This window comes from Gammaproteobacteria bacterium, from assembly GCA_016712635.1.
Lineage (GTDB): Bacteria > Pseudomonadota > Gammaproteobacteria > SZUA-140 > SZUA-140 > JADJWH01.
Window position 1 is genome coordinate 1 of sequence record JADJQS010000006.1, and the last position, 26,228, is coordinate 26,228.

Annotated in this window: 28 protein-coding genes; 21 read left to right on the forward strand and 7 right to left on the reverse strand. The window is 67.2% G+C overall.

The annotated features are described in order from the left end of the window. Positions 1-217 precede the first annotated feature (217 nt). The 3 genes from IPK65_06910 to IPK65_06920 all read right to left on the reverse strand — a co-directional run bounded on the left by IPK65_06910 (position 218) and on the right by IPK65_06920 (position 2,306). Positions 218-694: a hypothetical protein gene (locus IPK65_06910; GenBank protein MBK8162864.1), complete on the reverse strand. Its 477-nt coding sequence runs from the start codon at positions 692-694 to the stop codon at positions 218-220. A 49-nt stretch (positions 695-743) separates the two neighbouring features. Continuing rightward, positions 744-1,169 (reverse strand): hypothetical protein, encoded by a 426-nt coding sequence (locus IPK65_06915; protein MBK8162865.1) that lies wholly within the window; start codon positions 1,167-1,169, stop codon positions 744-746. A gap of 105 nt (positions 1,170-1,274) precedes the next feature. Beyond that, positions 1,275-2,306 (reverse strand): fructose-bisphosphate aldolase class I, encoded by a 1,032-nt coding sequence (locus IPK65_06920; GenBank protein ID MBK8162866.1) that lies wholly within the window; start codon positions 2,304-2,306, stop codon positions 1,275-1,277. Between the two features lie 169 nt (positions 2,307-2,475). Here IPK65_06920 and IPK65_06925 point away from each other — a divergent pair, with 169 nt between their 5' ends. The 6 genes from IPK65_06925 to IPK65_06950 all read left to right on the forward strand — a co-directional run bounded on the left by IPK65_06925 (position 2,476) and on the right by IPK65_06950 (position 6,481). Then, on the forward strand, positions 2,476-2,880 hold the full coding sequence (locus IPK65_06925; protein MBK8162867.1) for a hypothetical protein: 405 nt from the start codon (positions 2,476-2,478) through the stop codon (positions 2,878-2,880). 70 nt (positions 2,881-2,950) lie between these two features. Continuing rightward, positions 2,951-3,523, forward strand: coding sequence for a DUF4126 domain-containing protein (locus IPK65_06930; GenBank protein ID MBK8162868.1), 573 nt, complete (start codon positions 2,951-2,953; stop codon positions 3,521-3,523). Positions 3,524-3,626: 103 nt separating this feature from the next. After that, positions 3,627-4,226, forward strand: a complete 600-nt coding sequence (locus IPK65_06935) for a LemA family protein (protein ID MBK8162869.1) — start codon at positions 3,627-3,629, stop codon at positions 4,224-4,226. 13 nt (positions 4,227-4,239) lie between these two features. Further along, on the forward strand, positions 4,240-5,100 hold the full coding sequence (locus IPK65_06940) for a TPM domain-containing protein (GenBank protein ID MBK8162870.1): 861 nt from the start codon (positions 4,240-4,242) through the stop codon (positions 5,098-5,100). Position 5,101: 1 nt separating this feature from the next. Then, positions 5,102-5,719, forward strand: a complete 618-nt coding sequence (locus IPK65_06945) for a TPM domain-containing protein (protein ID MBK8162871.1) — start codon at positions 5,102-5,104, stop codon at positions 5,717-5,719. Positions 5,720-5,803: 84 nt separating this feature from the next. Further along, positions 5,804-6,481 (forward strand): hypothetical protein, encoded by a 678-nt coding sequence (locus IPK65_06950; protein MBK8162872.1) that lies wholly within the window; start codon positions 5,804-5,806, stop codon positions 6,479-6,481. Positions 6,482-6,571: 90 nt separating this feature from the next. Here the strand turns inward: IPK65_06950 and IPK65_06955 are convergent, their stop codons facing one another. Beyond that, on the reverse strand, positions 6,572-7,063 hold the full coding sequence (locus IPK65_06955) for a YchJ family protein (protein MBK8162873.1): 492 nt from the start codon (positions 7,061-7,063) through the stop codon (positions 6,572-6,574). A gap of 199 nt (positions 7,064-7,262) precedes the next feature. Between IPK65_06955 and IPK65_06960 the strand changes: the two genes are divergently transcribed. The 8 genes from IPK65_06960 to IPK65_06995 all read left to right on the forward strand — a co-directional run bounded on the left by IPK65_06960 (position 7,263) and on the right by IPK65_06995 (position 13,803). After that, positions 7,263-7,643, forward strand: a complete 381-nt coding sequence (locus IPK65_06960) for a DUF3301 domain-containing protein (protein MBK8162874.1) — start codon at positions 7,263-7,265, stop codon at positions 7,641-7,643. Between the two features lie 613 nt (positions 7,644-8,256). Beyond that, entirely contained in the window at positions 8,257-8,580 is a 324-nt protein-coding gene (locus tag IPK65_06965) for a DUF4156 domain-containing protein (protein ID MBK8162875.1), read from the forward strand. A gap of 330 nt (positions 8,581-8,910) precedes the next feature. Further along, positions 8,911-10,005, forward strand: coding sequence for a spermidine/putrescine ABC transporter ATP-binding protein PotA (gene potA / locus IPK65_06970; GenBank protein ID MBK8162876.1), 1,095 nt, complete (start codon positions 8,911-8,913; stop codon positions 10,003-10,005). Beyond that, positions 9,995-10,861, forward strand: a complete 867-nt coding sequence (potB, locus tag IPK65_06975; GenBank protein MBK8162877.1) for a spermidine/putrescine ABC transporter permease PotB — start codon at positions 9,995-9,997, stop codon at positions 10,859-10,861. Before potA ends, potB begins: the two co-directional genes overlap by 11 nt. After that, a complete protein-coding gene (gene potC / locus IPK65_06980) occupies positions 10,845-11,624 on the forward strand; it encodes a spermidine/putrescine ABC transporter permease PotC (GenBank protein ID MBK8162878.1) in 780 nt (259 codons plus the stop codon). The genes potB and potC overlap by 17 nt, the downstream gene beginning before the upstream one ends. Beyond that, positions 11,621-12,664, forward strand: a complete 1,044-nt coding sequence (locus IPK65_06985; protein ID MBK8162879.1) for an extracellular solute-binding protein — start codon at positions 11,621-11,623, stop codon at positions 12,662-12,664. The genes potC and IPK65_06985 overlap by 4 nt, the downstream gene beginning before the upstream one ends. Positions 12,665-12,802: 138 nt before the next feature. After that, a complete protein-coding gene (locus IPK65_06990) occupies positions 12,803-13,303 on the forward strand; it encodes a c-type cytochrome (protein ID MBK8162880.1) in 501 nt (166 codons plus the stop codon). 26 nt (positions 13,304-13,329) lie between these two features. Further along, entirely contained in the window at positions 13,330-13,803 is a 474-nt protein-coding gene (locus IPK65_06995; protein ID MBK8162881.1) for an LEA type 2 family protein, read from the forward strand. Between the two features lie 105 nt (positions 13,804-13,908). On the opposite strand, the gene IPK65_07000 is transcribed toward IPK65_06995, so the two are convergent. Then, positions 13,909-14,457 (reverse strand): hypothetical protein, encoded by a 549-nt coding sequence (locus IPK65_07000; protein MBK8162882.1) that lies wholly within the window; start codon positions 14,455-14,457, stop codon positions 13,909-13,911. A 185-nt stretch (positions 14,458-14,642) separates the two neighbouring features. Here IPK65_07000 and IPK65_07005 point away from each other — a divergent pair, with 185 nt between their 5' ends. From IPK65_07005 to IPK65_07025, 5 genes are all read left to right on the forward strand, one after another. After that, complete coding sequence (locus tag IPK65_07005) at positions 14,643-15,929, forward strand: citrate synthase (protein MBK8162883.1); 1,287 nt, start codon at positions 14,643-14,645, stop codon at positions 15,927-15,929. Positions 15,930-16,635: 706 nt separating this feature from the next. Further along, positions 16,636-17,853 carry an efflux RND transporter periplasmic adaptor subunit gene (locus tag IPK65_07010; GenBank protein ID MBK8162884.1) on the forward strand — a complete coding sequence of 406 codons (1,218 nt, stop codon included), beginning with the start codon at positions 16,636-16,638 and terminating at the stop codon, positions 17,851-17,853. A gap of 30 nt (positions 17,854-17,883) precedes the next feature. Further along, positions 17,884-18,573, forward strand: a complete 690-nt coding sequence (locus IPK65_07015; GenBank protein MBK8162885.1) for an ABC transporter ATP-binding protein — start codon at positions 17,884-17,886, stop codon at positions 18,571-18,573. 10 nt (positions 18,574-18,583) lie between these two features. Then, entirely contained in the window at positions 18,584-19,744 is a 1,161-nt protein-coding gene (locus IPK65_07020; protein MBK8162886.1) for an FtsX-like permease family protein, read from the forward strand. 10 nt (positions 19,745-19,754) lie between these two features. Beyond that, the gene (locus IPK65_07025) at positions 19,755-21,068 is read left to right on the forward strand and encodes an ABC transporter permease (GenBank protein ID MBK8162887.1); all 1,314 of its coding nucleotides are present in this window, start codon (positions 19,755-19,757) and stop codon (positions 21,066-21,068) included. Positions 21,069-21,449: 381 nt separating this feature from the next. Here the strand turns inward: IPK65_07025 and IPK65_07030 are convergent, their stop codons facing one another. After that, positions 21,450-22,652, reverse strand: coding sequence for a methionine adenosyltransferase (locus tag IPK65_07030; protein ID MBK8162888.1), 1,203 nt, complete (start codon positions 22,650-22,652; stop codon positions 21,450-21,452). A 214-nt stretch (positions 22,653-22,866) separates the two neighbouring features. On the opposite strand from IPK65_07030, the gene IPK65_07035 reads away from it, so the two are divergent. Both IPK65_07035 and IPK65_07040 read left to right on the forward strand, forming a co-directional pair. After that, a complete protein-coding gene (locus IPK65_07035) occupies positions 22,867-23,361 on the forward strand; it encodes a peptidylprolyl isomerase (GenBank protein ID MBK8162889.1) in 495 nt (164 codons plus the stop codon). A gap of 111 nt (positions 23,362-23,472) precedes the next feature. Then, positions 23,473-24,357: a fumarylacetoacetate hydrolase family protein gene (locus IPK65_07040; GenBank protein ID MBK8162890.1), complete on the forward strand. Its 885-nt coding sequence runs from the start codon at positions 23,473-23,475 to the stop codon at positions 24,355-24,357. 384 nt (positions 24,358-24,741) lie between these two features. Here the strand turns inward: IPK65_07040 and IPK65_07045 are convergent, their stop codons facing one another. Beyond that, a complete protein-coding gene (locus tag IPK65_07045) occupies positions 24,742-26,208 on the reverse strand; it encodes a deoxyribodipyrimidine photo-lyase (GenBank protein MBK8162891.1) in 1,467 nt (488 codons plus the stop codon). Positions 26,209-26,228 lie beyond the last annotated feature (20 nt).

The window sequence follows — 26,228 nt, forward strand, 5'->3', positions numbered from 1 at the left end:
GCGCTACCGCATCGAGGTCAGCCGCACGCACGGCGGAGGCCAGAGCGCTCATCCGACGCCATCGCCACGAGGACGGCCTCGACAACCGCTACATCGCGCATCTGAAGTCAACGAGGACTTCAGCACCGTGGACCTGCCCGAGGGCACACCGGGGGACATCTTCGAAGCATCTGCGCAAGGTGGTGGGTGTGAACGGGCGCCAGCTCAGCTCACCATGCTAGGCGCCGAGGGACGCAGGCGGAGGAAGCAGCGCGACAACGGCAACTGAAACCGTCCGCGCCGCCGGAATCAAAGCCCGCCAGGCCTTCCCGCAAGACCCGGCACCAAGGCGAAACCGGGCGGAAATAGGGCCGGGCGTCATGCCGCCCGCGGGTCCGAAGGACGGCGCCGCCTCAGCCGGCCCGGATAAGTTGCCGGCCCAAAGGAGCGGTTGACGGGTGTTCGCGACTTCCACATCGAGCAGGCCGGCGGAAAACCCGCCAGGCTTGGGGGGAAGAGGCACCGTATCAGCGGCCAGGACGGCCAGGCTCTGTTTGGAGAACAGGCTGATGTGGCCGTTGCGCGGCAGGGCATACCACCAGGTGATGCGCTGCCGCGGCGCGATGGATATCGGACAGCGGGGTGTGGCGATCAGCACGCCATCCTCCGCCAGCAGGTTCGTGGTATCGGCCGTGAGCCGGTTCGTCCGCGACATGTTCGAAGATCTCATGGCCGGCGGTGATGGTCCGAACCTGCCCGCTGCATCAGCGCGCTATCAGGATTGGTATAGGGTCGCTACGCGGGGTTCGGGTGCCAGCCCGCCTGCCGCAACAGCGCGCTCCGGCCCACGCTGCCGCTACCGCATAATCCAGGAGTGACGAATGGATGCGGCGGCGTGCGATGGTGTGCTGATCCAGGCCGGTGGCGTTGCTGGAGGGGGCGTTTCTCGACGTGGTGGGATCCACCCGGATGTATTCCTCGTTATAGATCCGCGCGCGAAATCCCGAGGGCGCAGTGCTGCCGTTCCGGGGCGTAGCAATGGCCGCATCTGCCGCAAAGATAGTAATGGTAAGGGAAATGCCGCTGAGCGGGAGGTGCGTCCCCCACGACTCGGCGCAGGACTTGTTGAAATCGACGACGTCGAGCGGCGCGCAGTGTGATCCGCAGACCGGGCAGGGCAGGGCGTTCATGGTCGTCAATGGCTGTGTGATTTCGCGTCGCGGTTACGTTGCCTATCGGGGCCGGGGCCGGGGACAGATTTAAAATCTGTCCCCTATATGATCACTAAGATCACTTCACGCCGCCTTATCCTGCTCCATCGCCGGTTTGTACTGGCCGCGGCTGGCGGCGCCGTTGCACCTGGCGCGATGCAGGAACAGCCGGCGCGCGGCCTCGACGTTCGCGGCCTTGCCACGGCCCATTTGTCCATCGCCGGGTTCTGCAGCGCGCGCGTAGTAGGAGGTGACGCGCCACGGCAGGCGCAGGTCGCGGCCGAGGACATTCATCGCGTTCAGGTTCTGCGTCGCCTGCTCGTCGCCCTGGCCGCCGGACAGGAAGGCGATGCCGGGCACCGCGGCCGGCACCGTGCTGCGCAGGCAGCGCAGCGTCCACTCGGCGACCTGCTCCGGGACTGGACTGCTGCGGGCACTGCCGGCGATCACCATGCTGGGCTTCAGGATCATCCCCTCGAACAGCACGCCCTGGCGGTAGAGCTCGTCGAACACGATGCGCTGTGTCTCCAGCGTGACCTCGTAGCTGCGCTCGAGGGTGTGGTCGCCGTCGATCAGCACCTCCGGTTCGACGATCGGCACCATCGAGGCCTCCTGGCACAGGGCCGCGTAGCGCGCCAGCGCATGCGCGTTGGCCTCGATGCAGGCGCGGCTCGGGATGCCGCCGCCGATGGTGATGACCGCGCGCCACTTGCAGAAGCGCGCGCCGAGGGAGTAGTACTCGGCGAGGCGTTCGCGCAGGCCGTCGAGGCCTTCGGTGACTTTCTCGTTGGGACGCCCGGCGAGGTCCTTGGCCCCGGTGTCGACCTTGATGCCGGGGATGACGCCCTGGCGTTCCGCCAGTTTGGGAAACGGCGTGCCGTCGCCCGCCTTCTGGCGGATGGTCTCGTCGTAGAGAATCGCGCCGCTGATGTAGTCGCCGATGCCATTCGCACCGAGCAGCAGCTCCCGGTACGAGACGCGGTTCGCCTCGGTGTTGTCCACGCCCACGGCCTGCAGCCGCTTGCCGCAGGTCGGGGTGCTCTCGTCCATTGCCAGCAGGCCCTTGCCGTCCGCCACCATCGCCTGCGCCGTCTTTTCCAACTCTTGTCTGTTCATGACGCCACCTCCATGAAAAGGATGTATCGTTCGCCCCGAGCCGGTCGGATCAGATCCCGGCGTCTATTATTGGCGAGAAGGCGGGGGGCGGGCCACCGTTTTCTGGCCGGCGCTACCGGGTGCGAAAATCCCATGGTCAAGCACGGGCTTACGGTTTAGGATGGAACCCATGAACGATCCGATGCTGCCGGCGACGACGCGAACGACGGAAGGACTCGTCGCCCTGACCTATGTGATCTACGGCCTGCATGCCTTCAGCGCCGGCAGCGGGCTGCTGAGCCCGGCCTTTGTCGTGACCGCCTTCCTCACCGGCTGGCCGTCGATCATCGCCGTGATCATCAACTACCTGAAGCGCGGCGACGTGCGCGGCACCTACCTGGAATCACATTTCCGCTGGCAGATCCGCACCTTCTGGTTCGCCGCGGCGTGGGTGCTGCTCGCCCTCGTCCTCGCGCTCACCTTCATCGGCATCCCGCTCGCGATCGCGATCGCGTGGGCGGCCGGACTGTGGGTGCTCTACCGCATCGTACGCGGCTGGCTCAGGCTGATGAATCGCGAGGCGATGCCGGGATGAAGCACCCTCGACCGGCCGTCGAACCGGCACGAAGACGTCGGCAGCCGATGCGCCAGGCGTGACGGCGGAACTGATTCCCCATGCCGCCCTCGCGGCGGCTGTCGCCTGGGGTGCCGGACTGCGGCTGTATCTGGTGCTGTTCGTGCTCGGCCTGCTGCACCGGCTGGAGGTGCTGCAGTTGCCGCCGGCGCTCGAGTTCCTGCAGCACCCGCTGATAATGGGCGTCACCGGCCTGTTCGCGCTGGCGGAATTCGTCGGCGACAAGCTGCCCTGGCTCGACAGCCTGTCCGACGCCGTGCATACCCTGATTCGTATCCCGGCCGGCGCCGCGCTTGCCGCCGCCTTCTTCGCCGACGGCAGCGCGGCCGTGCAGGCGCTCGCGTTGCTGCTGGGCGCCTCGATCGCCGCCGGCACGCACATCGCAAAGGCCGGCGGCCGGGCCATGATCAACGCCTCGCCCGAACCGGTCTCGAACGTGGCCGCCTCGCTGGGAGAGGAGGCCGTGTTAGTCTCGGGCGGGTGGCTGGCGCTGTTCCATCCGCTGGTGTTTCTGCTGCTGCTCGCGCTGTTCCTGCTGGCGGTGGCGGTGTTCCTGCGCCGCTTGTGGCGCGCCCTGCGCGCCCGGTGGCCGCGTGCGGCGTGAAGGTGCGGTACGGATTGGATGGGCGCGGAGACAGCCTTGAATGGCTGTCCCCATTATGATGCCTGAGGGTGACATGTCTGGGAGGAAAGCGATGAGACGAAAGATGGTCCGGTGGTTCAGTGGCGCGGCGGTCTGGGCACTGGCGGCGACGGCGTTGCTCGGGCTGGGCGGCTGCGGCATCAACAATATCCCCGCTTACGATGAACAGGTGAAGGCAACCTGGAGCGATGTGCTGAACCAGTACCAGCGCCGCGCAGACCTGGTGCCCAACCTGGTCAGCACGGTGAAGGGTTTCGCGGCGCAGGAGGAGCGGGTGCTGACCGAGGTGGTGGAGGCGCGCGCGAAGGTGTCGCAGATGCAGCTGCCGCCGGACGTGCTGACCAATCCGGAGGCGTTCAAGACCTTCCAGTCCTCGCAGGACCAGCTGACCTCGGCGCTGTCGCGCCTGCTGGTGGTGGTCGAGAGTTATCCCGACCTGAAGTCGAACGAGAATTTCCTGACGCTGCAGTCGCAGCTCGAGGGGACGGAGAACCGCATCGCGGTGGCGCGACGCGACTACATCGCGGCGGTGCAGCGCTACAATACCGAGCTGCGGACATTCCCGGGTCGTATCTGGAAGGCGATACTGTACTCCGATTCGCAGGTGATGGAGAATTTCGCCGCCGCGCCCGGCGTCGAGCAGGCGCCCGAGGTGAAGTTCTGATCCGCTGACGCGCATGCGTGCCTGGACGACTCTGGCCGCGGCGGCGGCCGCGCTGCTGTTCGCATCCGCGCTCGGCGCCGCCATCGCATTCCCCGCCCTCACCGGCCGCGTGGTGGACCAGGCCGCGATACTGCCCGCGGCCGCGCGCGCCGGGCTGGAGCAGCTGCTCGCCGCGCACGAGCAGTCCACCAGCAACCAGGTGGTGGTCGTCACGCTGGAATCCCTGCAGGGCCACGCCATCGAGGACTACGGCTACCAGCTCGGCCGCTACTGGGGCATCGGCCAGGAAGGGCGCGACAACGGCGTCCTCCTGATCATCGCGCCGGCCGAGCGCAAGGTGCGCATCGAGGTCGGCTACGGCCTCGAGGGCACGCTGACCGACGCGCTGGCCAGCAACATCATCCAGCGCGTCGTCCTGCCGCGCTTCCGCCAGGGCGACATGGCCGCCGGCACGGTGGAAGGGGCGCGCGCCATCCTGCAGGTCATCGAGGGGACGTACCAGCCGCTGCCCGGGCGCCGCGGCGGCGCCGAGGGACGCTACGACAATTTCATGGGCTGGTTCATCTTTCTGGTAATTGCCGGAGAGGCGCTGGCGCGCCTGGTGCCAGCGCGGCCGGTATCGGCCGCGCTGCTGGGCGGCGGCGCGCTGCTGATCGGCTGGCTGGCGCTGGGCTCGCTGCTGGCCGGAGCGGTGATGGCGGTGCTGATCAGCGTGTTTCACCTGATGATCGGCGGTGGCGGGAATGGCGGCCTGCCGGGGGGCGGCGGTGGCGCCATCAGTGGCGGCCGCCGCCGCAGCGGCATTGGCCGGAGCGGCGGTTTCCGCGGCGGTGGCGGCAGTTTCGGAGGCGGCGGAGCCTCGGGAGGGTGGTAGCGTGGCATTTCTGAGCGAAAAGGAGCGGCGCGACATCGCGCAGGCGATCGCCGCGGTTGAGGCGAAGACGCGCGGCGAACTGGTGACGGTGATCGCACGGGCGGCCGACGATTACCTGTACGTGCCGCTGCTGTGGGCGGCGCTGCTGGCGCTCGCCATCCCGGGCGCGCTCATGCTGGCCGGCAACTCCGTCGCGCTGCAGTACGCCTACGAGGCGCAGGTGGCCGGCTTCCTGCTGTTCGCGCCGGTGCTTAACCTGACCCCGGTGAAGATGCGGCTGACCCCGCGCGCGCTGAAGCGCTCGTGCGTGCGGCGGCTGGCGCGGGAACAGTTTTTCGCGCAAAACCTGCACCGCACGACGGAGCGCGCCGGGGTGCTGCTCTTTGTCAGCGTGGCGGAGCGCAGCGTGGAGATCCTCGCCGATGACGGCATCCATCGGCGCGTGCCGGCCGGGACGTGGGAACGAGCCGTGGCCGAGTTTACCGGGGCGGTGCAGGCGGGCCGCGTGGCAGAGGGTTTCCTGCGCGCGATCCAGACCTGCGGCGATCTGCAGGTCGAGCATTTCCCCGCCCGGCCGGGCGACAAAAACGAGCTGCCCGATCACCTCATCGAGCTCTGAGGCCGTTGGGGGACGGATTTATTCATCGACCCCGGACGTTGTGAAGAATACATCTGTCACCGATGACTGAAGGACAGGGCGAACATGATTCCGTGGGAGTTGCTCGACAGCGCGCAGGTTCCGGGCGGTGACGGGATGCTGCATCTCTACCGGCGCGACGACGAATTCTCGATCCGCATCGGGCGTAACGAACTGATGAACAGCCGCGCCCACGGTTCCGAGGACCGGCTTGCCGAGGCGGCCTGCGCGCAGGTCGCGGGCCGTGCCGGGCCGCGCGTGCTGATCGGCGGGCTGGGCATGGGATTCACCCTCGCCGCATCCCTGCGTATGCTCGGCCCGGACGCCGTCGTGGTGGCGGCCGAGCTGGTGCCGGCCGTGGTGCGCTGGAACCGCGGCCCGCTGGGAGAACTCTCCGGCCGTCCGCTGGACGATGCGCGCGTAAGCGTGCACGAGGGCGACGTCGCCGGACTGCTGCGCGCGCGTGCAGCGAAATACGACGCCATCCTGCTCGATGTGGACAACGGTCCGGCCGGGCTTACGCACAAGGGCAACGACTGGCTCTACGGCCCCGACGGCCTGCGCGCGGCGCAGGACGCGCTGCGCCCCGGCGGGGTGCTCGCGGTGTGGTCGGCCGCGCCGGACCGCGCGTTTCACGCGCGCCTGGGCCGGGCGGGTTTCGCGGTGGAGGAGCTGCGCGTGCGCGCGCACCGCGGGCGCGGCGCGCGCCACATCATCTGGCTGGCGCGGAAAAACCTGATTTAAACCGCGACAGATTTATATAACGATATAACGTGTGGGGACAGGCTTAAGTCTGTCCCCAGGCTGAATGGCGACGGATTTGAAATCCGTCGCCTACGCCCCGCAGCACTTCTTGTATTTCTTGCCGCTGCCGCAGGGACAGGGATCGTTGCGGCCGACCCTGGGTCCTTCGTTGCGCTGCGTGCCTGGCGTCACCATCTTGCCGTCGGTGTAATACCAGCATCCCTTGTGACGGCGGAACTCGCCCACCTCGTGGTGATTGTGGGTCACGCCCTTCTGCCGGTAGGTGGCGATGAACTCGACCGTGCCCTCGTCATCGTCCGCGCCGCCGCCCGCGGTGTCGACGATCTCGAGCTTGAGCCATTCCGCCTTGTCCGCCCAGCGCCGCGAGGCCTCGGGGTCGTGATCGGTGCGGACATCCGGGTGCAGGCTCGCTTCCAGATGTTCGATCTCCTTGCGCGCGAATGCGCTGTAGCGTGAGCGCATGAGGGCCTCGGCGGTCGCCGCGGGGCTCGTCCCGCTGATCACAGGACCGCAGCAGGCCTCGTACTCACGACCCGAATTGCAGGGACACAGGTTCATGATTCTCCTCGGATACGACCGATTGCGACGGGAGCGTGCATCATATAAGAATGGGGACCGATTTCAAATCCGTCCCCATACCTGCCCGGGGACAGATGTCAAATCCGTCTCCATACGCGGATATCCGTCCCCATTCGTGCACACGATAATCGCCCGTCCCCCCTTCACCGGTGGCGGCGCGGCCCTGTGCTAGTATGGCCGCATGCTGACGCTCGCGGAGTTTCTCATCCTGGTCTTCTTCCTCGGCGGCGGCTGGTACTGGTACGGCGCCATGCGCATCAAGGAACTCGCGCGCGCGGCCGGACACCGGCGCTGCGGCGAGGTCGGCGTGACCTTCCTCGACGACACGGTGTCGCTGACGCGGCTGCGCGTGCGCCGCGATCAGGACGGCCAGCTGGCGCTCTACCGGGAGTTTCAGTTCGAGTTCACCAGCGACGGCAGCGCGCGCTACGGCGGCGAGATCACGCTGCTCGGCGGGCGCATCCTGGGCATCGTGATGGAGCCCTACCGCGAGACGCCGCCGGATCCGGACGCCGGCATGGAGAGCGCCCGCGAGCGCGCCGAGCGCAAATGGCTGCATTAAATGTGCATGGGGACAGATTTCAATCTGTCCCCGCACAAAGGGTGTCCCCGAACCGGTGAGAACCGGCGCGCGCCGGCGCCAGTTCCCCAGCGAGACGGTCACGTTGCCGCCGTACCCGGTGTCGGGGTAGCCGTCCGCGTCGAGGTAGTCGGTGAGGAAGATGCTGAAGAGGACACGGTCGCCGGCGGTGAGGTCGAGGCGGGCGGTGAGCGACTGCACGTCGTCGTCCAGGTAGTCGACGCTGGATTGCTCGAACAACCAGGCGCCGCCCAGGCTGACCTGCACCAGTGCGGCCTGCGCGGCGCCGGCCGTAAAGGCGGTTAAAACTGCCATGACGATCAGAGACTTGTTCATCAGAGTTACTCCTGTTTCCGTTGACCGGGGGCGGCATTGTGCCGCCTTCACAGGGTTTAACGTCCCAGGCCAGGATCGGTTGACGTGCGGAGCAAAATAATCGGCGGGTGTCCGGCCTTCCCGGATCCCCGGAATGGGTCGGATCACGGGACGGGTACGCCCCGTGCGCATTATTCGCTATCCTGTGTGCCAGCGGCGGGCGGACGGGATCCGGCGTCGCCATAATCTCAGTGACGGCAACAGAATCGAGGATCAGGACGTGACAATCAAAGGGATCGGTGTGGCGGTCGCCATCGGAATGGTGCTGCAGGCATGCGCCTGGGTCGAGCTGAGCCCGGCGGGGGAGAAGACGCGCGTACTGAGCGCGGAAGAGGTGACGAACTGCAAGCGGCTCGGAACGACCACCGCGAGCGTGAAGGCCGAGGTGGCGGGCATCGAGCGCGCGCCGGAGCGCGTGCAGGAAGAACTCGAGTCGCTGGCGCGCAATTCCGCCGCGGCGGACCTGAAGGGCGACACCGTCGTCCCGATCGGCAAACCCAAAGACGGCAAGCAGGTGTTCGAGGTATACCGCTGCGTGCAGTAGGGGACGGACTTCCAGTCCGTCCCCAAAGTGGGGCGGATGAATATCCGCCCCCGCAACGCCACCAGTCCGTCCCCATCGGTGGGGCGGATGAACATACCCCCGCAACGCCACCAGTCGTCCCCATTAAGCGGGATGGATTATCAATCCATCCCTTCTTTGCTCCCAGTCTGTCCCCATCGGGAAGGGAACGGTTTGAAAATCCGCTCCTGCATGTTCGGGCCCGCACCGCGATAGTGCATGCCGCCGCCGCGCCTGTCCTGCGGTGAACGGCTTTGGATTGGATGTCCCACCCGCTAGAATGTGGGCTCAGGGACAGAGGACGGCGGGCCGGTGGAGAACAACAAGAAGCTGCTGCAACTCAACGGCGTATCCAAATCGTTTGGCGGCAGGCAGGTGCTGGCGCCGGTCGATCTTGAAGTCCATCACGGCGAGTTCATCACCCTGCTCGGCCCCTCGGGCTGCGGCAAGACCACCATCCTGCGCCTGATCGGCGGATTCGAGCAGCCCGACACGGGCGCGATCCTGCTCGACGGCGTCGACATCGTCGGCCTGGCGCCGAACGAGCGCCCGGTCAACACGGTCTTCCAGAGCTACGCGCTGTTTCCCCACATGAGCGTGTTCGACAACGTGGCCTACGGGCTGCGCGCCGAAGGGCGCCCGCGCGAAGAGATCGCGGCGCGCGTGCGCGAGGCGCTCGCCGTGGTACAGCTCGGGGATCTGGCCGCGCGCCGGCCGGACCAGCTCTCCGGCGGCCAGCAGCAGCGCGTGGCGATCGCGCGCGCGGTGGTGAAGCGGCCGCGCCTGCTGCTGCTCGACGAACCGCTCAGCGCGCTCGACTTCAAGCTGCGCAAGCAGATGCAGTACGAGCTCAAGCGCATCCAGCGCGAGCTCGGCATCACCTTTCTGTTCGTCACGCACGATCAGGAGGAGGCCCTGTCGATGTCCGACCGCGTGGTGGTGATGCGCGAGGGCGCGATCGAGCAGACCGGCACGCCGCGCGAGGTGTACGAGAATCCGCGCAACCTGTTCGTCGCGCGCTTCGTCGGCGAGATCAACGTATTCGACGCCGAGGTGAACGGCGCGCAGGAAGGCGATCGTGTCAGCGCGCGCATGGCGGAACGGACGGTCGAGCTGCACGCGCGCGGCCGGCGCTACGAACCCGGTGCGCGGCTGCACGTGCTGCTGCGCCCGGAGGACCTGCGCCTGCTGCCGCCCGATGCCGACCGCGGCATCCCCGGCCAGGTCATCGAGCGCAATTACAAGGGCATGACGCTCGACTCCGTGGTGCGCCTCGACACCGGGCAGGAGGTGCGTGTAAGCGAATTCTTCGACGAGAACGACCCCGATTTCGACTACCGGCGCGGCGAACCCGTGCGGGTGAGCTGGGTGCCGGGCTGGGAGACGCTGCTGCCGCATGAAGACTAGGACGCCGTTCAAGACCGCAGTGCTGGCGGTGATCTGGGGCTGGATGATCGTCTTCGTGCTGGTGCCCAACCTGCTGGTGCTCGGCAGCAGCTTCCTCGAGCGCGACGAGCTGACCTTCGTGCGCTTCAATTTCACCCTGGAGAACTACGCGCGCCTGCTCGATCCCCTCTACGGCGGCGTGATGCTGCACTCGCTGTGGATGGCCGCGGTGACCACTGCGGTATGCCTGCTGCTGGGCTATCCTTTCGCCTTCGCCGTGAGCCGCTTCCCGGCCCGCGTCAAGCCGCTGCTGCTGTTCCTGGTGATCGTCCCGTTCTGGACCAATTCGCTGGTGCGCACCTATGCCATGAAGCTGCTGCTCTCGACCAACGGCCTGGTCAACGACACCCTGCTCGCGCTCGGCCTGATCGACAGCCCGCTGCGCATGCTCTATACGGAGGGCGCGGTGATCGCCGGGCTGGTGTACATCCTGCTGCCGTTCATGATCCTGCCGCTGTACGCCGTGTTCGAGCAGCTCAGGCGCGACCTGCTCGAGGCCTCGTCCGACCTCGGCGCCAGCTACTGGCAGACATTCCGCCGCGTGGTGCTGCCGCTCACGCTGCCCGGCATCATCGCCGGCTGCCTGCTGGTGCTGCTGCCGGCGATGGGCATGTTCTTCACCGCCGACGTGCTCGGCGGCGCGAAGAACCTGCTCGTGGGGAACATCATCAAGAACCAGTTCCTCGACGCGCGCGACTGGCCCTTCGGCGCGGCGGCGAGCCTGATGCTGACCATCGTGATGGCGCTGCTGCTGTTCGCCTATTACCGCAGCGTGAAAATCATCCGGCAGAGGGGTGAGCATGTGGCGACTGCTTAGGCACGCCTACCTGTGGCTGGTGTACCTGATCCTATACGTGCCGATCGCGGTGCTGGTGGTGTACTCCTTCAATGCGTCCAAGAATCCCTACCGCTGGGGCGGCTTCAGTCTCGACTGGTACGCGCGCCTGCTCGACAACGAGCTGCTGCTGCGCGCCGCCGGCAATTCGCTGCTGCTCGCGCTCTGCGCCGCGACCCTGACCACGCTGATCGGGACGCTCACCGGGATCGCACTGCAGCGCTACCGTTTCCGCGGCAAGGCCGTCTTCAACGGCATGCTGTTCGTCGTCATGATGTCGCCCGAGATCGTGCTGGCGATCTCGCTGCTGACCCTGTTCATCCTGGTCGGCCTGCAGCTCGGCTTCGTCTCGCTGCTGCTCGCGCACGTGACCTTTTGTTTGCCTTTTGTGGTGGTGACCGTATACTCTCGACTCGTCGGCTTCAATCCACAGATCCTCGAGGCTGCGCGCGACCTCGGGGCGGGGGAGTTCCACATGATCCGGACGGTGCTGCTGCCCATCATCTTCCCCGCGGTGCTCGCGGGCTGGCTGCTCGGCTTCACGCTCTCGATCGACGACGTCGTGGTCAGCACCTTCGTCACCGGTCCGACCTTCGAGATCCTGCCGCTGCGCATTTACTCCATGGTTCGCCTCGGCATCCGCCCCGAGGTGAATGCGCTCGCCACCATCCTGCTGGTGCTGTCGCTGATCGCGCTCGCGGTGTCGCACTTTTTGCTCGCCAAACGAGAAGGAAAACCTGCATGAAACTGCGCAACCTGCTGCTGTACTCCGTGCTGGTCCTGCTGTCCGCGGCCGCGTCCGCGGCGGACAAGGTGCTGTACCTGTACAACTGGTCGGAATACATGCCCGAGGCGGTGCTCGAGAGCTTCGAGAAGGAGACCGGGATCAAGGTCGTGTACTCCACCTTTGACAGCAACGAGGCGATGTACGCCAAGCTGCGCCTGGTGGACAGGAAGAACAGCTACGACCTGGTGGTGCCCTCGACCTACTACGTGAGCAAGATGCGCCAGGAAGGCCTGCTGGCCAGGATCGACAAGGGCAAGCTGGCCGGATTCGACAAGCTCGACCCCAAGCTGCTCAACCGCTTCTTCGACCCCGGCAACGAGTACAGCGTGCCCTACCTGTGGGGCAGCACCGGCATCGCGCTGAACACCGACTCCGTCAAGCCCGGCTCGGTGCGAAAGTGGGCGGACCTGTGGCGCCCCGAGTTCAAGGACCGCCTGCTGCTGACCAACGACATGCGCGAGGTGTTCCATGTCGGCCTGCGCGTGCTCGGCTACTCGGGCAACTCGACCAATCAGCAGGAGATCGAGGCGGCCTACAAGAAACTGACCACGCTGGTGCCGAACGTCCGCGTGTACGATTCCGAGGCGCCGCGCATGCCCTACCTCGAGGGCGAGACCGACGCCGGCATGATCTGGAACGGCGAGGCGTACCAGGCACAGGCCGAGAATCCGGCTATCGAGTACGTGTATCCGGAGGAGGGCGCGGCGCTGTGGATGGACAGCCTGGTGATCCCGAAGAACGCGCGCAACGTCGACAACGCCTACAAGTTCATCAGCTTCATCCTCCGCCCCGAGGTCGGCAAGGCGATCAGCGAGGAGATCGGCTACGCCACGCCGAACCTTGCCAGCCTCGCCCTGCTGGACGACTCGCTGCGCAACAACCGCACGGTCTATCCGACCACCATGGACCTCAGGAACACCGAGTTCCAGGTCGACGTTGGCGATGCCATCAAGGTGTACGAGAAATACTGGGAACTGCTCAAGGCGGGGCGGGACTGATTGAAAGAACCGGAAGAAACGGGGACAGATTTCACATCCGTCCCCGAGCGTACTGAACACATCACCAACCACATGAGCCAGCAGAGGAAACCACGCCTCCCCGCTCATGGCCTGAAAGAGGTCATTCCCATGAAGATCATGTCCGCGATCCTGTTGGCGTTGCTGCTCGCCGCCTGCGGCAGGCAGGGCGGCGAGGACGCGGCGCAGGTCCCCGCGCCGACGGCGGCCGCGCCCGATGACGCAAGCGAGCCGGCGCAGAACCCCGGGCCGCAGCCGGCTCCGCCGCCCGCTGGTCCACCCGCCGCCGGACTGCCGGCGGTGGATGTCGAGCCGGTGAAGCCGGATGTGAAGCCGTCCGTCGCCGTGCCCGGCAGGGACGAGGCGCTGGCGCTGGCGCAGCAGAGCGGCTGCCTGGCCTGCCACAAGATCGAGGCGAAGCTGGTCGGACCGGCGTGGCAGGACGTGAGCGCGAAATACAGGGACGACCCCGAGGCCAGGGCGCGCCTGACCGCGAAGGTGAAGCAGGGCGGCCAGGGCAACTGGACCGAAGTGACCGGCGGCATGCCGATGCCGCCCTATTCTCCGCGGGTCTCCGACGAGAACATCGAGCGGCTGGTGGCCTTCATCCTGTCGCTCTGATGCGCCGGATCAACCTCAGTGCCGCTGTGGGACGGCCGCTGTCCTGGCTGGCCGTGCTGGTCGTGGCGGCGCTTGGACTGGGCGCCTGCGCCTCGCTGTCGCAGCGCCTGGAGCCGCCGCGCGTCAGCCTGGCCGGGCTAGAGCTGGAGGAGATCGGGCTGTTCGAGCAGCGCTACCGCCTGCGCCTGCGCATCCAGAATCCCAATGACGTCGAGCTGCCGATCGCCGGCATGGTCTTCAGCCTGTACCTCAACGGGGAGGAGTTCGCCAGCGGCCTCAGTGACAAACAGACCACCGTGCCGCCCTTTGGCGAGGCGGTGATCGAGGCCGGCGTGACGAGCAGCCTCACCGGCGTCATCGAGCAGCTGCGGCGCCTGAGCAGCGCGGAGGCGCAGACCTTCAGCTACCGCCTCGCCGGGCATGCCCGCCTGCTGCATCGCGCGGTGAAGTATCCCTTCGAGTACAGCGGCGAGATCGACCTTACGGAGTTACAGGACTGAGCTGGTCGGGTGAGGCGTGAGGCGTGAGGCGTGAAGAGTGAAGAGTGAAGAGTGATTAATACCCCTACCCCTAACCCCTAACCCCTAACCCCTAACCCCTAACCCTCACCGCACGTCGATGTTGATGCGCACCGTCGGGCCCGGGTCGTAGGGGAGACGCGTCGTGTGCACGCCGCCGCGGTGGCGGTAGGTCACGCGGTAGCCGTCGATGCGTTCCTCGACGCGGGTGCGGTGCACGATCCGGCAGCGTTCCTCGTACACGGTCTCGTAGCCGCCGCGTCCGGGGCGGTGCGCGGCATCATGCGCCAGCGAGGTGCCGATCAGGGTGCCGAGCAGGGTGGCGGCGTCGCGGCCGTGGCCGAGCTCATGCCCGATCATCCCGCCGATGATGCCGCCGACGATCATCGGCCCGGCGGCATCACCGCGGTACCCGCTGCGGTGGGCATGGCCGACCCGCTCTTCCCGGCATTCGCGCGCCGGCTCGCGCACCTCGAAACGGCGGACGATCGGTTCCGCATGGAGGACGCGGGCATACTCGGCGCCTTCTCCATGTCCCGGGCGATGATCTCTGTGGCGCGGATGGTCGGCGAGGGAAGCGGGCGCGAACGTCACGGTCAGGAGGGCCAGTGCAACGGTGGTCGTGAGGGTCTTCATATGCGTCTCCTTGCCTGTGGATACGACATCATGCTGGCACGATGAGGCTGAACGGGGGCTGAACGGGATATCCTCCCGGGAGCCGGGAGGCCTGCAGGCGGGCGGACTTTGGTACAGACTGACGGATTTCTGCGGGCTTGTGCTAGATTATGAATTCAAAAACGGCGTGAAATCGAGGAAAGCTCATGACGGACAAAGCCATCCTGACGGTGAAGGACAAGCAGATCGAACTGCCCATCGTGACGGGATCGGAAGGCGGTTCTTCCATCGATGTCACCCAGTTGCTCGCCCAGACCGGCCTGACCACCTTCGATCCGGCGCTCGCCAACACCGCGGTGTGCAGGAGCGCGATCACCTTCATCGACGGCGAACAGGGCGTGCTGCGCTATCGCGGCATTCCGATCGAGCAGTTCGCGCGCGAACCCAGCTTCGTCGAGGCGGCCTGGCTGCTGATCTTCGGTCACCTGCCGCGGCCGGCGGAGCTCGCGCATTTCCGTGAGCGTCTCACCGCGAACGAGCTGCTGCACGAGGGGCTCAGGAACCAGTTCCAGTACATCCCGACGGACGCCCCGCCGATGGCGATCCTGTCGGCCATGGTCAGCAACCTGGCCTGCTTTCACAAGCAGTTCCTCGAGCTGGAGGACGCTGACAAGCTGGTGGAGGCCGCCGCGCGCCTGATCAGCAAGGTGCGCACGATCGCTGCGTTCTCCTACCGCCGTTCACGCGGCCTGCCGTTCATCTACCCGGATCCCCACCTGCGCTATTGCGCGAACTTCCTCCACATGATGTTCTCGCTGCCGTACCGGCAGTACATCGCGCCGCCGGAGATCGAGGAGGCGCTCAATCTGATCTTCATCCTGCACGCGGACCACGAGCAGAACTGCAGCACGACGGCGGTGCGCGTGGTCGGCTCGGCGCGCGCGAACCTGTTCGCGTCCTGCGCGGCGGGGGTGTCGGCGCTGTGGGGCCCGCTGCACGGCGGCGCCAACGTGGAGGTGATCCACATGCTGGAGCGCATCCATCTCGGCGGCCTGTCGCCCGAGCAGTGCATCCGCGACGCCAAGGACAAGAGCAACCCGTTCCGCCTGTTCGGCTTCGGCCACCGCGTCTACCGCAACATCGATCCGCGCGCGCGCATGCTGAAGGCGCTGTGCGAGAAGGTGCTGCCGAACCTGCGCCACAAGGATCCGCTGCTCGACATCGCACGCAAGCTCGAGGACCTGGCGCTGGCGGATCCCTATTTCATCGAGCGCAAGCTCTATCCGAACGTCGACTTCTACAGCGGCATCCTGCTGCGCGGCATGGGCATCCCGACCAACATGTTCACGGTGATCTTCGCCATCGGCCGCCTGCCGGGCTGGATCGCGCACTGGAAGGAACAGCACGACGACCAGCACAGCCGCATCATGCGCCCGCGCCAGGTCTACACCGGTTCCGCGCAGATCGATTACGTCCCGATCGACAAGCGCTAGGCCCGCGGGCCTGGCGCTGGCTGCGCCACCAGCGATCGTGATAGCGATACTCGCCACCCGGTAATTTTTAAGAGTCATCCTGCGGACGAATCCTCCTGCCATGTTTTATCGAGTAATGCAACGCGTGTCGGTTGTATGACGGTTTGTTCGCCTGAGTTATCTAGTAGCATTGAATTATATTCGGGAACTGTTTATTGTTATCGCGTTCTAACAGTCGTATAGCGTCATTTTTCCGTCTTCGATCTTTGTGCTTGTGGATGTACTACAAAAACATGGAACCAATACAAAAGGGAAATTGCTATGCACAATCGCATTGTCGCGTTGATGATTACGCTGATCCCGACCTGCCTGGTGGGGGCATCGATGTTTGTGATGCCCTACGTGTGAGCAGCAGGGGCTAGAACCGGTCCGGGGTTCGGGCCGCGGCGGTGTGCAGTCCGGCGCCGCAGAAACTGCGAGGAGAGGTGAGGTGAAGCCCCCGGTTGTCCACACAGCCGGGGGTTTTGCATTTCAAGGGGACGGAAAGGGCGCCGGGTGCGCCGGGCTCCTGCGCCCGGCCGGCCGGGCGAAGTGATATATAATGGCGCCGTGAATCCCGCATCCCGCCGGTCACGCGCCGTGACGGGCGGCGGAATGATTCGCGCGCCGATTCCGGTGCGCAGACGACAGACACGACCTCGCCGGCATACCTGGGAAACGATACACCATGAATGAACAGAATCTCCTGGAGCAGCTGCGCCTGGATCCCGGCCAGCGCGACGGCCGCGGCGCGGTGAAGCGCCGCTACTGGATCGCGGGCGGCGCCCTGCTGCTGGCGGCGGTCGGCGGAGGCGCCGCGCTGGTACTGAGGCCGCAGCCCGTGCTGGTCGAAACCGTGACGACGCAGGCGCCCGCAGCCGTCGCCGGCGGTGTCGCGGTGCTCGACGCCACCGGCTATGTCACCGCGCAGCGTGAAGCGACCGTGTCGTTCAAGATCACCGGCAAGCTCGCGGACGTCCACGTCGAGGAAGGGGACACGGTGGCCCATGAGCAGGTCCTGGCCCGGCTTGACGACATTGATGAGCAGACGCAGCTCCGTCTGGCAGAGGCGCGCCTGAACGCGGTTCAGGCGCAGCTGGGCGCGCTCGAGGCCGAGGCGGCGCAGGCCGCGCGCGATCTCCAGCGCCAGCAGGAGCTCAACGCGCGCGGCCTGACGCCGCTGCAGGCGCTGGAGGACGCGCGCACGCGCGCGACCTCGCTCGATGCCCGGCTGGGCGCACAGCGCGGCCAGGTCGAGGTCGCCCGTGCGGAACTGCAGGTCGCGCGTGTCAATCTCGACAGTACGGTCCTCCATGCACCGTTCGCGGGCGTGGTGGTGGCGGTGTCGGCCCAGCCCGGCGAGATCGTATCGCCCATCTCCGCCGGCGGCGGTTTCACCCGCACCGGCATCTGCACCATCGTCGACATGGATTCGCTCGAGATCGAGGTCGACGTCAACGAGGCCTTCATCAACCGCGTGCAGCCCGGCCAGCCCGTGACGGCGGTGCTCGACGCCTATCCCGACTGGCGGATCCCCGCGCAGGTGATCGCCATCATTCCGACCGCGGACCGCAGCAAGGCAACGGTGAAGGTGCGCATCGCGCTCAAGGAGAAGGACGCGCGCATCGTGCCCGACATGGGGATCCGGGTATCCTTCCTGCAGGAGGCCGCCGGCGCGCCGGGCGGCGTGCTGGTCCCGGCCGCGGCGGTCGCGCGGCGCGACGGCGCGAGCGTGGTGTTCGCGCTCGACGGCGAGCAGGTGCGGCGGCGCGAGATCAATACCGGCCAGAGCTACGGCGACATGCTGCTGGTCGAGGAGGGGATCGAGCCCGGCCTGACCCTGGTGCGCAATCCGCCCGCGCAGCTCACGGACGGCATGCGGGTCAGGATCAAGCCCGCCGGCTGAGCCGGCGCGGCGATCCGGGGACTCCTCATCATGCCGGCGTTGATCGAGATCCGCGGTGTCAGCAAGGTGTACGAGCGCGGGCGGCAGAGGCTCGAGGTGCTGCGCCGCATCGACCTCGACATCCCGCAGGGGGATTTCCTCGCGCTGATGGGGCCGTCGGGTTCGGGCAAGACCACGCTGCTCAACATGCTCGCGGGCATCGATACGCCGACCTCCGGCAGCATCACGGTCGCCGGCCGCCGCATCGACACGCTTACCGCCACCGAGCTGGCGCGCTGGCGCGCGGCCCATGTCGGCTTCATCTTCCAGTTCTACAACCTGCTGCCGATGCTCACGGCGCAGAAGAACGTCGAGCTGCCCCTGCTGCTGACGCGCCTCTCCGCCGCGGAGCGGCGGCGCAATGCGCGCATCGCGCTTGATCTGGTCGGTCTCGGCGACCGCGTCGGACACAAGCCCGGCGAGCTGTCGGGCGGGCAGCAGCAGCGCGTCGCAATCGCGCGCGCGATCGTGTCGGATCCGACCCTGCTGGTGTGCGACGAGCCCACCGGCGACCTCGACCGCCATTCCGCCGAAGAGGTGCTGACCCTGCTGCAGCGCCTGAACCGGGACTATGGCAAGACCATGATCATGGTGACCCATGATCCCAAGGCCGCCGAATACGCGCGGCGCATCCTGCACCTGGACAAGGGCTCGCTGGTCGAGGCGCAGGCGGTGGCGTGAGGCGGGCGGTGTGAAATACCTGCACCTCATCTGGATGGGCCTGCGGCGCAAGCGGACGCGCACATTGCTCACGCTGCTGTCGGTGGCCGCGGCCTTCGCGCTGTTCGGTCTGCTCGACGCCGTGCGCGTCGCCTTCACCGCGCCGCAGAACCTCGCCGGTATCGACCGCCTGATCGTGTCCTCACGCTTCTCCATCATCCAGCCGCTGCCGTTCGCGCATCTGGCGCGCATGCAGGCCGTGCCCGGCGTGCGCGAGATTGCCTATGCCAACTGGTTCGGCGGCGTCTACCAGGATCCCAAGAACTTCTTTCCCACCATTGCCGTCAGCCCGCAGTCCTTCCTGGACATCCATCCGGAGATACTCATTGAGCCCGGTCAGCGGCAGGCCTTCATCGCCACGCGCACCGGCACGATCGTCGGCGCGGCCCTGGCGGAGCGCTTCGGCTGGAAGGTCGGCGACAAGATACCGCTGCAGGCCACCATCTTTCCCAACAAGGACGGCAGCATCCTGTGGGCGCTGGACCTGGTCGGCATCTTCCGCGCCGCGCAGCCGGAGCTGCGCGGCATGGAACAGCAGCTGTTCTTCAACTTCGCGTACTTCGACGAGGCGCGCGAATTCGGCCAGGGCACCGTGGGCTGGTACATCGTCAAGGTGGACGACCCGGCGCAGGTCGACCGCATCGCGCTGGCGATCGACCGCCTGTTCGCGAATTCGTCCGACGAGACCAAGAGCCAGAGCGAGCGTGACTTCCAGCTCTCCTTCGCCAAGCAGATCGGCGACATCGGGCTCATCGTCACCGCCATCATGGGCGCGGTATTCTTCGCGCTGGTCCTGCTCACCGGCAACACCATGGCGCAGGCGATCCGCGACCGCATCCCCGAACTCGCCGTGCTCAAGACCCTCGGCTTCACCCACCGCCTGATCCTGTCCATCGTGCTGGCCGAGTCGATGCTGCTGCTGGTGCTGGGCGGGGTGGGCGGCCTGGTCACGGCGCGTCTGAGCCTGCCGGTGATCAGCGCCGCGAGCGGCGGTCAGTTCGACCTGCCGATGGCGCCGCAGACCTGGTGGCTGGGGACGGCGCTCGCGCTGCTGATCGGGGTCGTGGTCGGACTGCCGCCCGCGCTGCGCGCGATGCGCCTCAGCATCGTCGACGCCCTGAGCGGCCGCTGAGGACGGCGGCATGCGCGCCTTCATCCGCTTCCTGCAGGGCGCCGGCATCACGCTCGCGGCGCTTGCCGCCGTCGTCCTGTGGATGTCCGCCCCGCTCCTGCTGCTGGCGGCAAGCCCGGCGCTGCCGGCCTGGCTGCTGTTCTCGCGCGCCGGCCGCCAGGCCCTGGCCGTCGCCGCGAGCGGCCTGTCCACCGTGCCGCAGCGCCTCGGCGGCACCTCGGTGATCGTGGTGGGGATCGGTGGCGTGGTCGCGGTGCTGGTCGCGCTGTTGTCGATGGCGGCGGGTTTCGAGGCCACACTGAGCGAATCGGGCAGCGACGCTACCGCAATCGTGCTGCGCGCCGGAGCGGATGCCGAGGTGTCCTCCGGCCTGGAGCGCGCCGACGTTACGCTGGTTGCGCAGGCGCCGGGCGTGGCGCGCGATGCGCGGAACGCGCCGCTCGCCTCGCCCGAGGTGGTGGTGATCGCGAACATCCCGCTGCGTTCCTCCGGCACCGACGCGAACGTGGTGGTGCGCGGCGTCGGCCCCGGCGTCTGGGGGGTGCGCCCCGAGGTCAGGATGCTCGCCGGCCGGCGCTTCGAACCCGGCCTGCGCGAACTCGTGGTCGGGCAGGGCGCGCTGCGCCAGTTCAGCGGGATCGAACCGGGCGCGGAGATCCGCCTCAACAACCAGAGCTGGCGCATCGTCGGGACGTTCGCCTCCGGCGACGCGCACGACTCGGAGCTGTGGGGCGACGCCGAGACCGTCGCCACCGCCTACCGCCGCAACGGCTTCCAGTCGGTGACGCTGCGCCTGGACGGCGCGCAGGGGCTGGAGCGGCTGCGCGCGGCGCTCGACGGCGACCCGCGCCTGAAGGTGGATGTGGAGACCACGCGCGAGTATTACAACAAGCAGTCGGAGCAGCTCACCAGGATGATCCGCGTACTGGGCACCGGGGTGGCCGTCATCATGGCGATCGGCGCGGTGTTCGGAGCGATCAACACCATGTACGCGGCGATCGCCGCGCGCGCGCGGGAGATAGCCACGCTGCGCGCGCTCGGCTTCACCGGCGTGCCGGTGGTGGTCGCGGTGCTGCTGGAGTCGATGCTGCTCGCACTGGCGGGCGGCGCGCTCGGCGCCGCGATCGCCTATGCCCTGTTCCACGGCTACACCGTCTCGACGCTGGGCGGCAACTTCAGCCAGGTGGTGTTCCAGTTCCAGGTGACGCCTGCGCTGCTGCTGCAGGGCATGCAGTGGGCGCTGGGGCTCGGCTTCATCGGCGGCCTGCTGCCCGCGCTGCGCGCCGCACGCATCCCCATCACCGCGGCGCTGCGGGAGTCTTAGGGATATGGGGACAGATTTTCAATCTGTCCCCATATCCAATCGATGCAGCCGGGGACGGATTTCAAATCCGTCCCCTTTCCTGCACGAGGGTGGAATTGAATCCGCACCCGGTTTTGATGTCCAGTGAGGCTGTACACACAATCCGCGGGTATGTGCGGGGACGGAGTGGAAGTCCGTCCCCGGTTCCATCCATTAGAGAACGGGGACAGATTTGAAATCTGTCCCCATTCCTACCCGCAGGTAGAGTTGAATTCTTCCGTCTGGTTGGAAATAGGGATGGCAGAACGCACTACTGCGTGCAGGAAGGGGGACGGAATTGAATTCCGTCCCCGGTTCCATCCGTGGGGACAGATTTTCAATCTGTCCCCACGGGAGAGACGGTCAGCACACCGGATATTTCCCCGCGCTGAGCTCAGTGCAGAAGGCGCCCATCCGCGCCAGTGCCTGCCCGATGCGCTGCTCGACCTGCGCGCGCACCTCTTCGAGTTCGACGCCGTCCTGCAGCAGCAGTTGCGCCGCCGCCATCCGCGGCCGGTCGACCGGCGCGCCGATCCGGCTCAGCAGCAGCACGTAGGCCTCGCGGATCCCGGCGACGTTTTCCTGGATCTCGCGCGCGAGCTCATGGGCGAGCACGTTGTAGATCTTGCCGACGTGGCTGACCGGGTTCTTGCCGGCCACCGCCTCGGCGCCGAGCGGCCGGTTGAGCGCAATGATCCCGTTGACGCGATTGCCGCGTCCGACCTGGCCGGAGTCGGCGTCCTCGGCGGAGGTGCCGAGCAGGCTGAGGTAGACGCCGCCCTGGCCGCGGCCGGGCATGTCGAGCGCGTTGTGCCGGATCGTCACACGGCTGAAGCCTTCGACTCCGCGGGCGAAGTCCTCCATCGCCGCACCGACGGCCTCCTTGTGCGCGAAGTACGCCGCCTCGCTGCCGATGTGCGCCGCCAGCAGCGGCATGGCGACGGTCAGTTCAAGCGCGTCGCCCTGGCGCAGGCCCATGACCTTGACGTCCTCGCCGGTCTCGGGGAAGCGCGTCTTGAAGGCGGACGAATTCAGATGGTGTTCGAGGTCGAGCACCGCGCGCTCGGTCGGGCTCGGCGGCCAGTAGCCGATCGCGGCCGAGGTGTCGTTGGCGGCGCGCACGGCGCCGGGGCGCGCGAAGATGTCGGTAAGTTCCGCCGAGCCGGGCGCGAGCATCACGCGGATGTCCAGATGGCGCACGGGATCTACGTGGCGGAGATGGTGCTTCAGCCAGCCGCGCGCGCACTCCACGGCGATGTCGGCGACGGGCACCGTCCTGCCGGCCGCGGCAAAGGTGGCGCGGTCGCCGATGGTCAGCTCCATCGGACGCAGCACGCGCCCGCCGCCGAAGTCCTTCTTGACCTGCCCGGCGGCGAGCAGGCCCTTGTCGATGTTGTGGTGCAGCACGGCGCCGAACTCGCGCAGGTAGGCCTGCGATAGTGCGACCGAGATCGTCTCCATGATGGAGTCGCAGATGGTGTCGGGATGGCCGATCCCCTTGCGCTCGACCACCTCGACGCGCTGCTCGGTGACGGTGCGGCCAGACAGGGATTCGACGACGATCATCGGGATATCCATCATGTTGCGTGGGTGTATAAGGTACAACATACGGAGAATACGGCGGAGAGACAACCGGGTGCCGGCCCGGGGCGGATTTGAAATCCGTCCCCGCGGCGGGGCGGGGATTTGCACAATCCCGCGCGACACAGTACCGTAGCGGCGGGCGCCGGCAGCCGGTGCCCGGATGCCGTATCTGATCGAATCTATCCCTGGAGCTCCCATGCTGATTGAAAAGAACAAGGTGGTCACGTTTCATTACCGGGTGAACGAGGCGGGTCGCGAGACGCTGGAGGATTCGCGCGACGGCGCGCCGCTGGTGTATCTGCACGGCCACGGCGGGATGATCCCGGGGGTCGAGGAGGCGCTGACGGGCCGTCAGGCAGGCGATCATCTGGAGGTGTCAGTGCCGCCGGAAAAGGGTTACGGCGCGCGCAACGAGGACGCGGTGCAGCGGATCTCGAAGAGCCATGTGCTCAATGCCGCCAAGGGCAAGGCGAAGTTCGAGCCCGGCATGATGGTGCAGGTCAACACCCCCTACGGCCCGCGCTCGGTGGTCGTGCTCAAGGTCGGCATGACCACCCTTGACGTCGATGCCAATCATCCCCTCGCCGGACGCACGCTGGAGTTTACCCTCGATGTGGTCGACGTGCGCGACGCCAGCGAGGAAGAGATCACGCACGGACATGCGCACGGGGCGGGCGGGCACGAGCATTGAGGGTGAGGGGTAAGGCGTGAAGAGTGGGGGGTGATGGGTGATGGGAAAGAACAGGGTTTTAGCGGTTAATCACTCTTCACTCATTACCCATCACGCCTTAGATCGCATGCCATGCATCTCGTAACCTTCATTGAATCCGGCGCACAGCGCATCGGGGTGCTGGACCGGGTGCGCGGCGAGGTGGTCGATCTGGCGCGGGCGGTGCCGGAGCTGCCGCGAGACATGCCGGGACTGATTGCGCGCGGATCGATGGGCCAGGCCGCGGCGCGCACGGCGCTCGAATCCGGCGCCGCGCGGCTGCCGCTGGACCGCGTGCGGTTGTGCGCGCCGCTGCTGCCCGTGCGCAACGTGTTCTGCGTCGGAAAGAATTACCGCGACCATGTCCAGGAGGTGCAGGCCCCGGGCGCGTCCGGCCGCGAGGCGGAGGCGGTGCCCGAGGCGCCGATCTTTTTCACCAAGGCCACGACCAGCGTGATCGGGCCCGGCGACCCCATCCCGGCCCGCCTCGATCCCACGCAGTCGGCCGACTACGAGGGCGAGCTGGCGGTGGTAATCGGTCGCGGCGGGCGCGGGATTTCGCGCGCCGGGGCCCTTGGCCACGTGTACGGCTACACCATCGTCAACGACGTCACCTCGCGCCGGCTGCAGAAGCTGCACCAGCAGTGGTTCCTCGGCAAGAGCCTCGACGGCTTCTGCCCGCTGGGGCCGGCGCTGGTGACGGTGGATGAGGTCCCCGACCCGACTGCGCTGCGCATCCGTACCCGGGTCAACGGGGAGCTGCGCCAGGACGAGGTGGCGGGGCAGATGATCTTCGATATCCCCGCGCTGATCGAAACCCTGTCGCGTTTCGTCACGCTGGTGCCGGGTGACATCCTCGCCACCGGTACGCCGGCCGGCGTCGGCGCGGGGTTTTCACCGCCGCGTTTCCTGCAGGGCGGCGACCGCGTCGCCATCACCATCGAGCCGATCGGGACGCTGGAGAATCTTGTCAACTGACTGACGGGATTGTGTGCCGGCAGGTGTGTTAATCAAGCGATGCAGCGGTAACCGATGCGCAATCAACATTACCCGGGGACGGAATTCAATTCCGTCCCCTTTCCTGCACGCGGGTGGAATTGACTCTCCCTCGCTTTGAACCTGGTCGGGCTGAAAGCACTACCCTCGGGTAAGCATGGGGACAGAATGGAATTCAGTCCCCATGGATGATCAATGTCACCCGGGGACGGAATTCCGTCCCTTCCTGCAGGTGGTTGACTCTCCCCGCTTTAACCTTGGGCTGAAAGCACTCCTCGGAAGAATGGGGACAGATGGGGGGGGGGGGGGGGGGAGGGGGGCTTTGGGGAAGCCGGCATGGGGACAGGATTGAATTCTGTCCCCATGCTATGGGGTAGGTATGGGGACGGATTTGAAATCCGTCCCCATGCTCTTGTATACCGCCAATGCCTCAGCGCGGCTCGCGGCGAGATCGACGATGGGCAGCGGGTAGGTGTCACCGAGCGTGATGCCGCACGCGGCGAGCATGGCCGGGGGTGCAGTCCAGGGCCGGTGGATATACCCGGTATCGAGCGCGGCGAGCTCGGGTACCCAGCGCCGCACATAGTCTCCCTGCGGGTCGAACTTCTCCCCCTGCAGCACCGGATTGAAGATACGGAACCAGGGCGCGGCATCGACGCCGCAGCCGGCGGTCCACTGCCAGCCCAGGCTGTTGCTGGCGAGATCGGCGTCCACCAGGGTGTCCCAGAACCAGCGTGCACCCTCCTGCCACGCGACCAGGCAGTTCTTGGTCAGCAGCGAGGCGGCCAGCATGCGCACGCGGTTGTGCATCCAGCCGGTATGCCACAGTTCGCGCATGCCGGCGTCGACGATCGGGATGCCGGTCTGTCCGCGCCGCCAGGCCCGCAGCAGCGCGCCGCCGTCCCTGCGCCACGGGAAGCGCTCGAAGCGCGCGTCCATCGGCGCGTCGCTGGTGTGCGGGAAGTGGTGCAGCACGTGCTGCGCGAATTCGCGCCAGCCGAGTTCGCGCAGCCAGGCCTCGGTCCCGCGCGTCTCGAGGGCGCCCGCGGCGCCGCCGCCGGCGAGCTCCCGCCAGGCCTGGCGCGGGCTCAGCTCGCCGAAATGCAGGTGCGGCGACAGCCGCGAGGTGCCGGCCAGTGCGGGAAGGTCGCGCCCGTGCGCATAATCCGCGAGCGCGGTCCGCGCGAACTCCGCCAGCCGGTGGTGCGCCTGACGTTCGCCCGGGGACCAGCGCCCGTAGAATCCGCGGTCCCAGTCCCGGCGCGGCAGCAGCCCGAGCTCGTCGAGGCGGAGCGACGCGATGCCGTCCGCCGGCATCGGTATGGTCGCCGGCGCGGGCAGCGGTGCCTGCGGGGCGCAGCGTTCCTGCAGCCGGCGCCAGAACGGCGTGAACACCCTGAACGGCGTGCCGTCGGATTTGAGCATGTGTTCCGGCGGCAGCAGCGTCGCCCCGGCGTGCAGCAGCAGCGCAATGCCTCGCGCGGCGAGGTCTTCGGTCACACGGCGGTCGCGCGCCGCCGGCGCGGGTTCGTACAGGCGGGTCGCATGTACCGCGTGGGCATTGTGTTCAGAGCACAGCCTGGCGAGGACGGTCGCGCTGTCGCCACGGGCGATGACGAGGCGCGCGCCGCGTGCGTGCAGGTCGGCATCGAGCGCCGCAAGGCTGTGGTGCAGCCACCAGTCGGAGGCCGCGCCGGGCGACCATGGCGCCGCCTCGGCCGGGGCGTGGATATAGAGCGGGATGACCGTATCCGCCTCCTGCAGGGCCGCGGTCAGTGCGGGGTGGTCGGACAGGCGCAGGTCGGTGCGGAACCAGACGACGACGGTCTGCACGGGGCAGGATCCCGGGGCGG

Excerpts from the sequence above, each read along its gene's own strand:
- IPK65_06910 (MBK8162864.1), bottom strand. The coding sequence starts at position 694 with ATGTCGCGGACGAACCGGCTCACGGCCGATACCACGAACCTGCTGGCG.
- IPK65_06915 (MBK8162865.1), bottom strand. The coding sequence starts at position 1,169 with ATGAACGCCCTGCCCTGCCCGGTCTGCGGATCACACTGCGCGCCGCTC.
- IPK65_06920 (MBK8162866.1), bottom strand. The coding sequence starts at position 2,306 with ATGAACAGACAAGAGTTGGAAAAGACGGCGCAGGCGATGGTGGCGGAC.
- IPK65_06925 (MBK8162867.1), top strand. The coding sequence starts at position 2,476 with ATGAACGATCCGATGCTGCCGGCGACGACGCGAACGACGGAAGGACTC.
- IPK65_06935 (MBK8162869.1), top strand. The coding sequence starts at position 3,627 with ATGGTCCGGTGGTTCAGTGGCGCGGCGGTCTGGGCACTGGCGGCGACG.
- IPK65_06940 (MBK8162870.1), top strand. The coding sequence starts at position 4,240 with ATGCGTGCCTGGACGACTCTGGCCGCGGCGGCGGCCGCGCTGCTGTTC.
- IPK65_06950 (MBK8162872.1), top strand. The coding sequence starts at position 5,804 with ATGATTCCGTGGGAGTTGCTCGACAGCGCGCAGGTTCCGGGCGGTGAC.
- IPK65_06960 (MBK8162874.1), top strand. The coding sequence starts at position 7,263 with ATGCTGACGCTCGCGGAGTTTCTCATCCTGGTCTTCTTCCTCGGCGGC.
- potB (MBK8162877.1), top strand. The coding sequence starts at position 9,995 with ATGAAGACTAGGACGCCGTTCAAGACCGCAGTGCTGGCGGTGATCTGG.
- potC (MBK8162878.1), top strand. The coding sequence starts at position 10,845 with ATGTGGCGACTGCTTAGGCACGCCTACCTGTGGCTGGTGTACCTGATC.
- IPK65_06985 (MBK8162879.1), top strand. The coding sequence starts at position 11,621 with ATGAAACTGCGCAACCTGCTGCTGTACTCCGTGCTGGTCCTGCTGTCC.
- IPK65_06990 (MBK8162880.1), top strand. The coding sequence starts at position 12,803 with ATGTCCGCGATCCTGTTGGCGTTGCTGCTCGCCGCCTGCGGCAGGCAG.
- IPK65_07000 (MBK8162882.1), bottom strand. The coding sequence starts at position 14,457 with ATGAAGACCCTCACGACCACCGTTGCACTGGCCCTCCTGACCGTGACG.
- IPK65_07005 (MBK8162883.1), top strand. The coding sequence starts at position 14,643 with ATGACGGACAAAGCCATCCTGACGGTGAAGGACAAGCAGATCGAACTG.
- IPK65_07010 (MBK8162884.1), top strand. The coding sequence starts at position 16,636 with ATGAATGAACAGAATCTCCTGGAGCAGCTGCGCCTGGATCCCGGCCAG.
- IPK65_07015 (MBK8162885.1), top strand. The coding sequence starts at position 17,884 with ATGCCGGCGTTGATCGAGATCCGCGGTGTCAGCAAGGTGTACGAGCGC.
- IPK65_07025 (MBK8162887.1), top strand. The coding sequence starts at position 19,755 with ATGCGCGCCTTCATCCGCTTCCTGCAGGGCGCCGGCATCACGCTCGCG.
- IPK65_07030 (MBK8162888.1), bottom strand. The coding sequence starts at position 22,652 with ATGATCGTCGTCGAATCCCTGTCTGGCCGCACCGTCACCGAGCAGCGC.
- IPK65_07035 (MBK8162889.1), top strand. The coding sequence starts at position 22,867 with ATGCTGATTGAAAAGAACAAGGTGGTCACGTTTCATTACCGGGTGAAC.
- IPK65_07040 (MBK8162890.1), top strand. The coding sequence starts at position 23,473 with ATGCATCTCGTAACCTTCATTGAATCCGGCGCACAGCGCATCGGGGTG.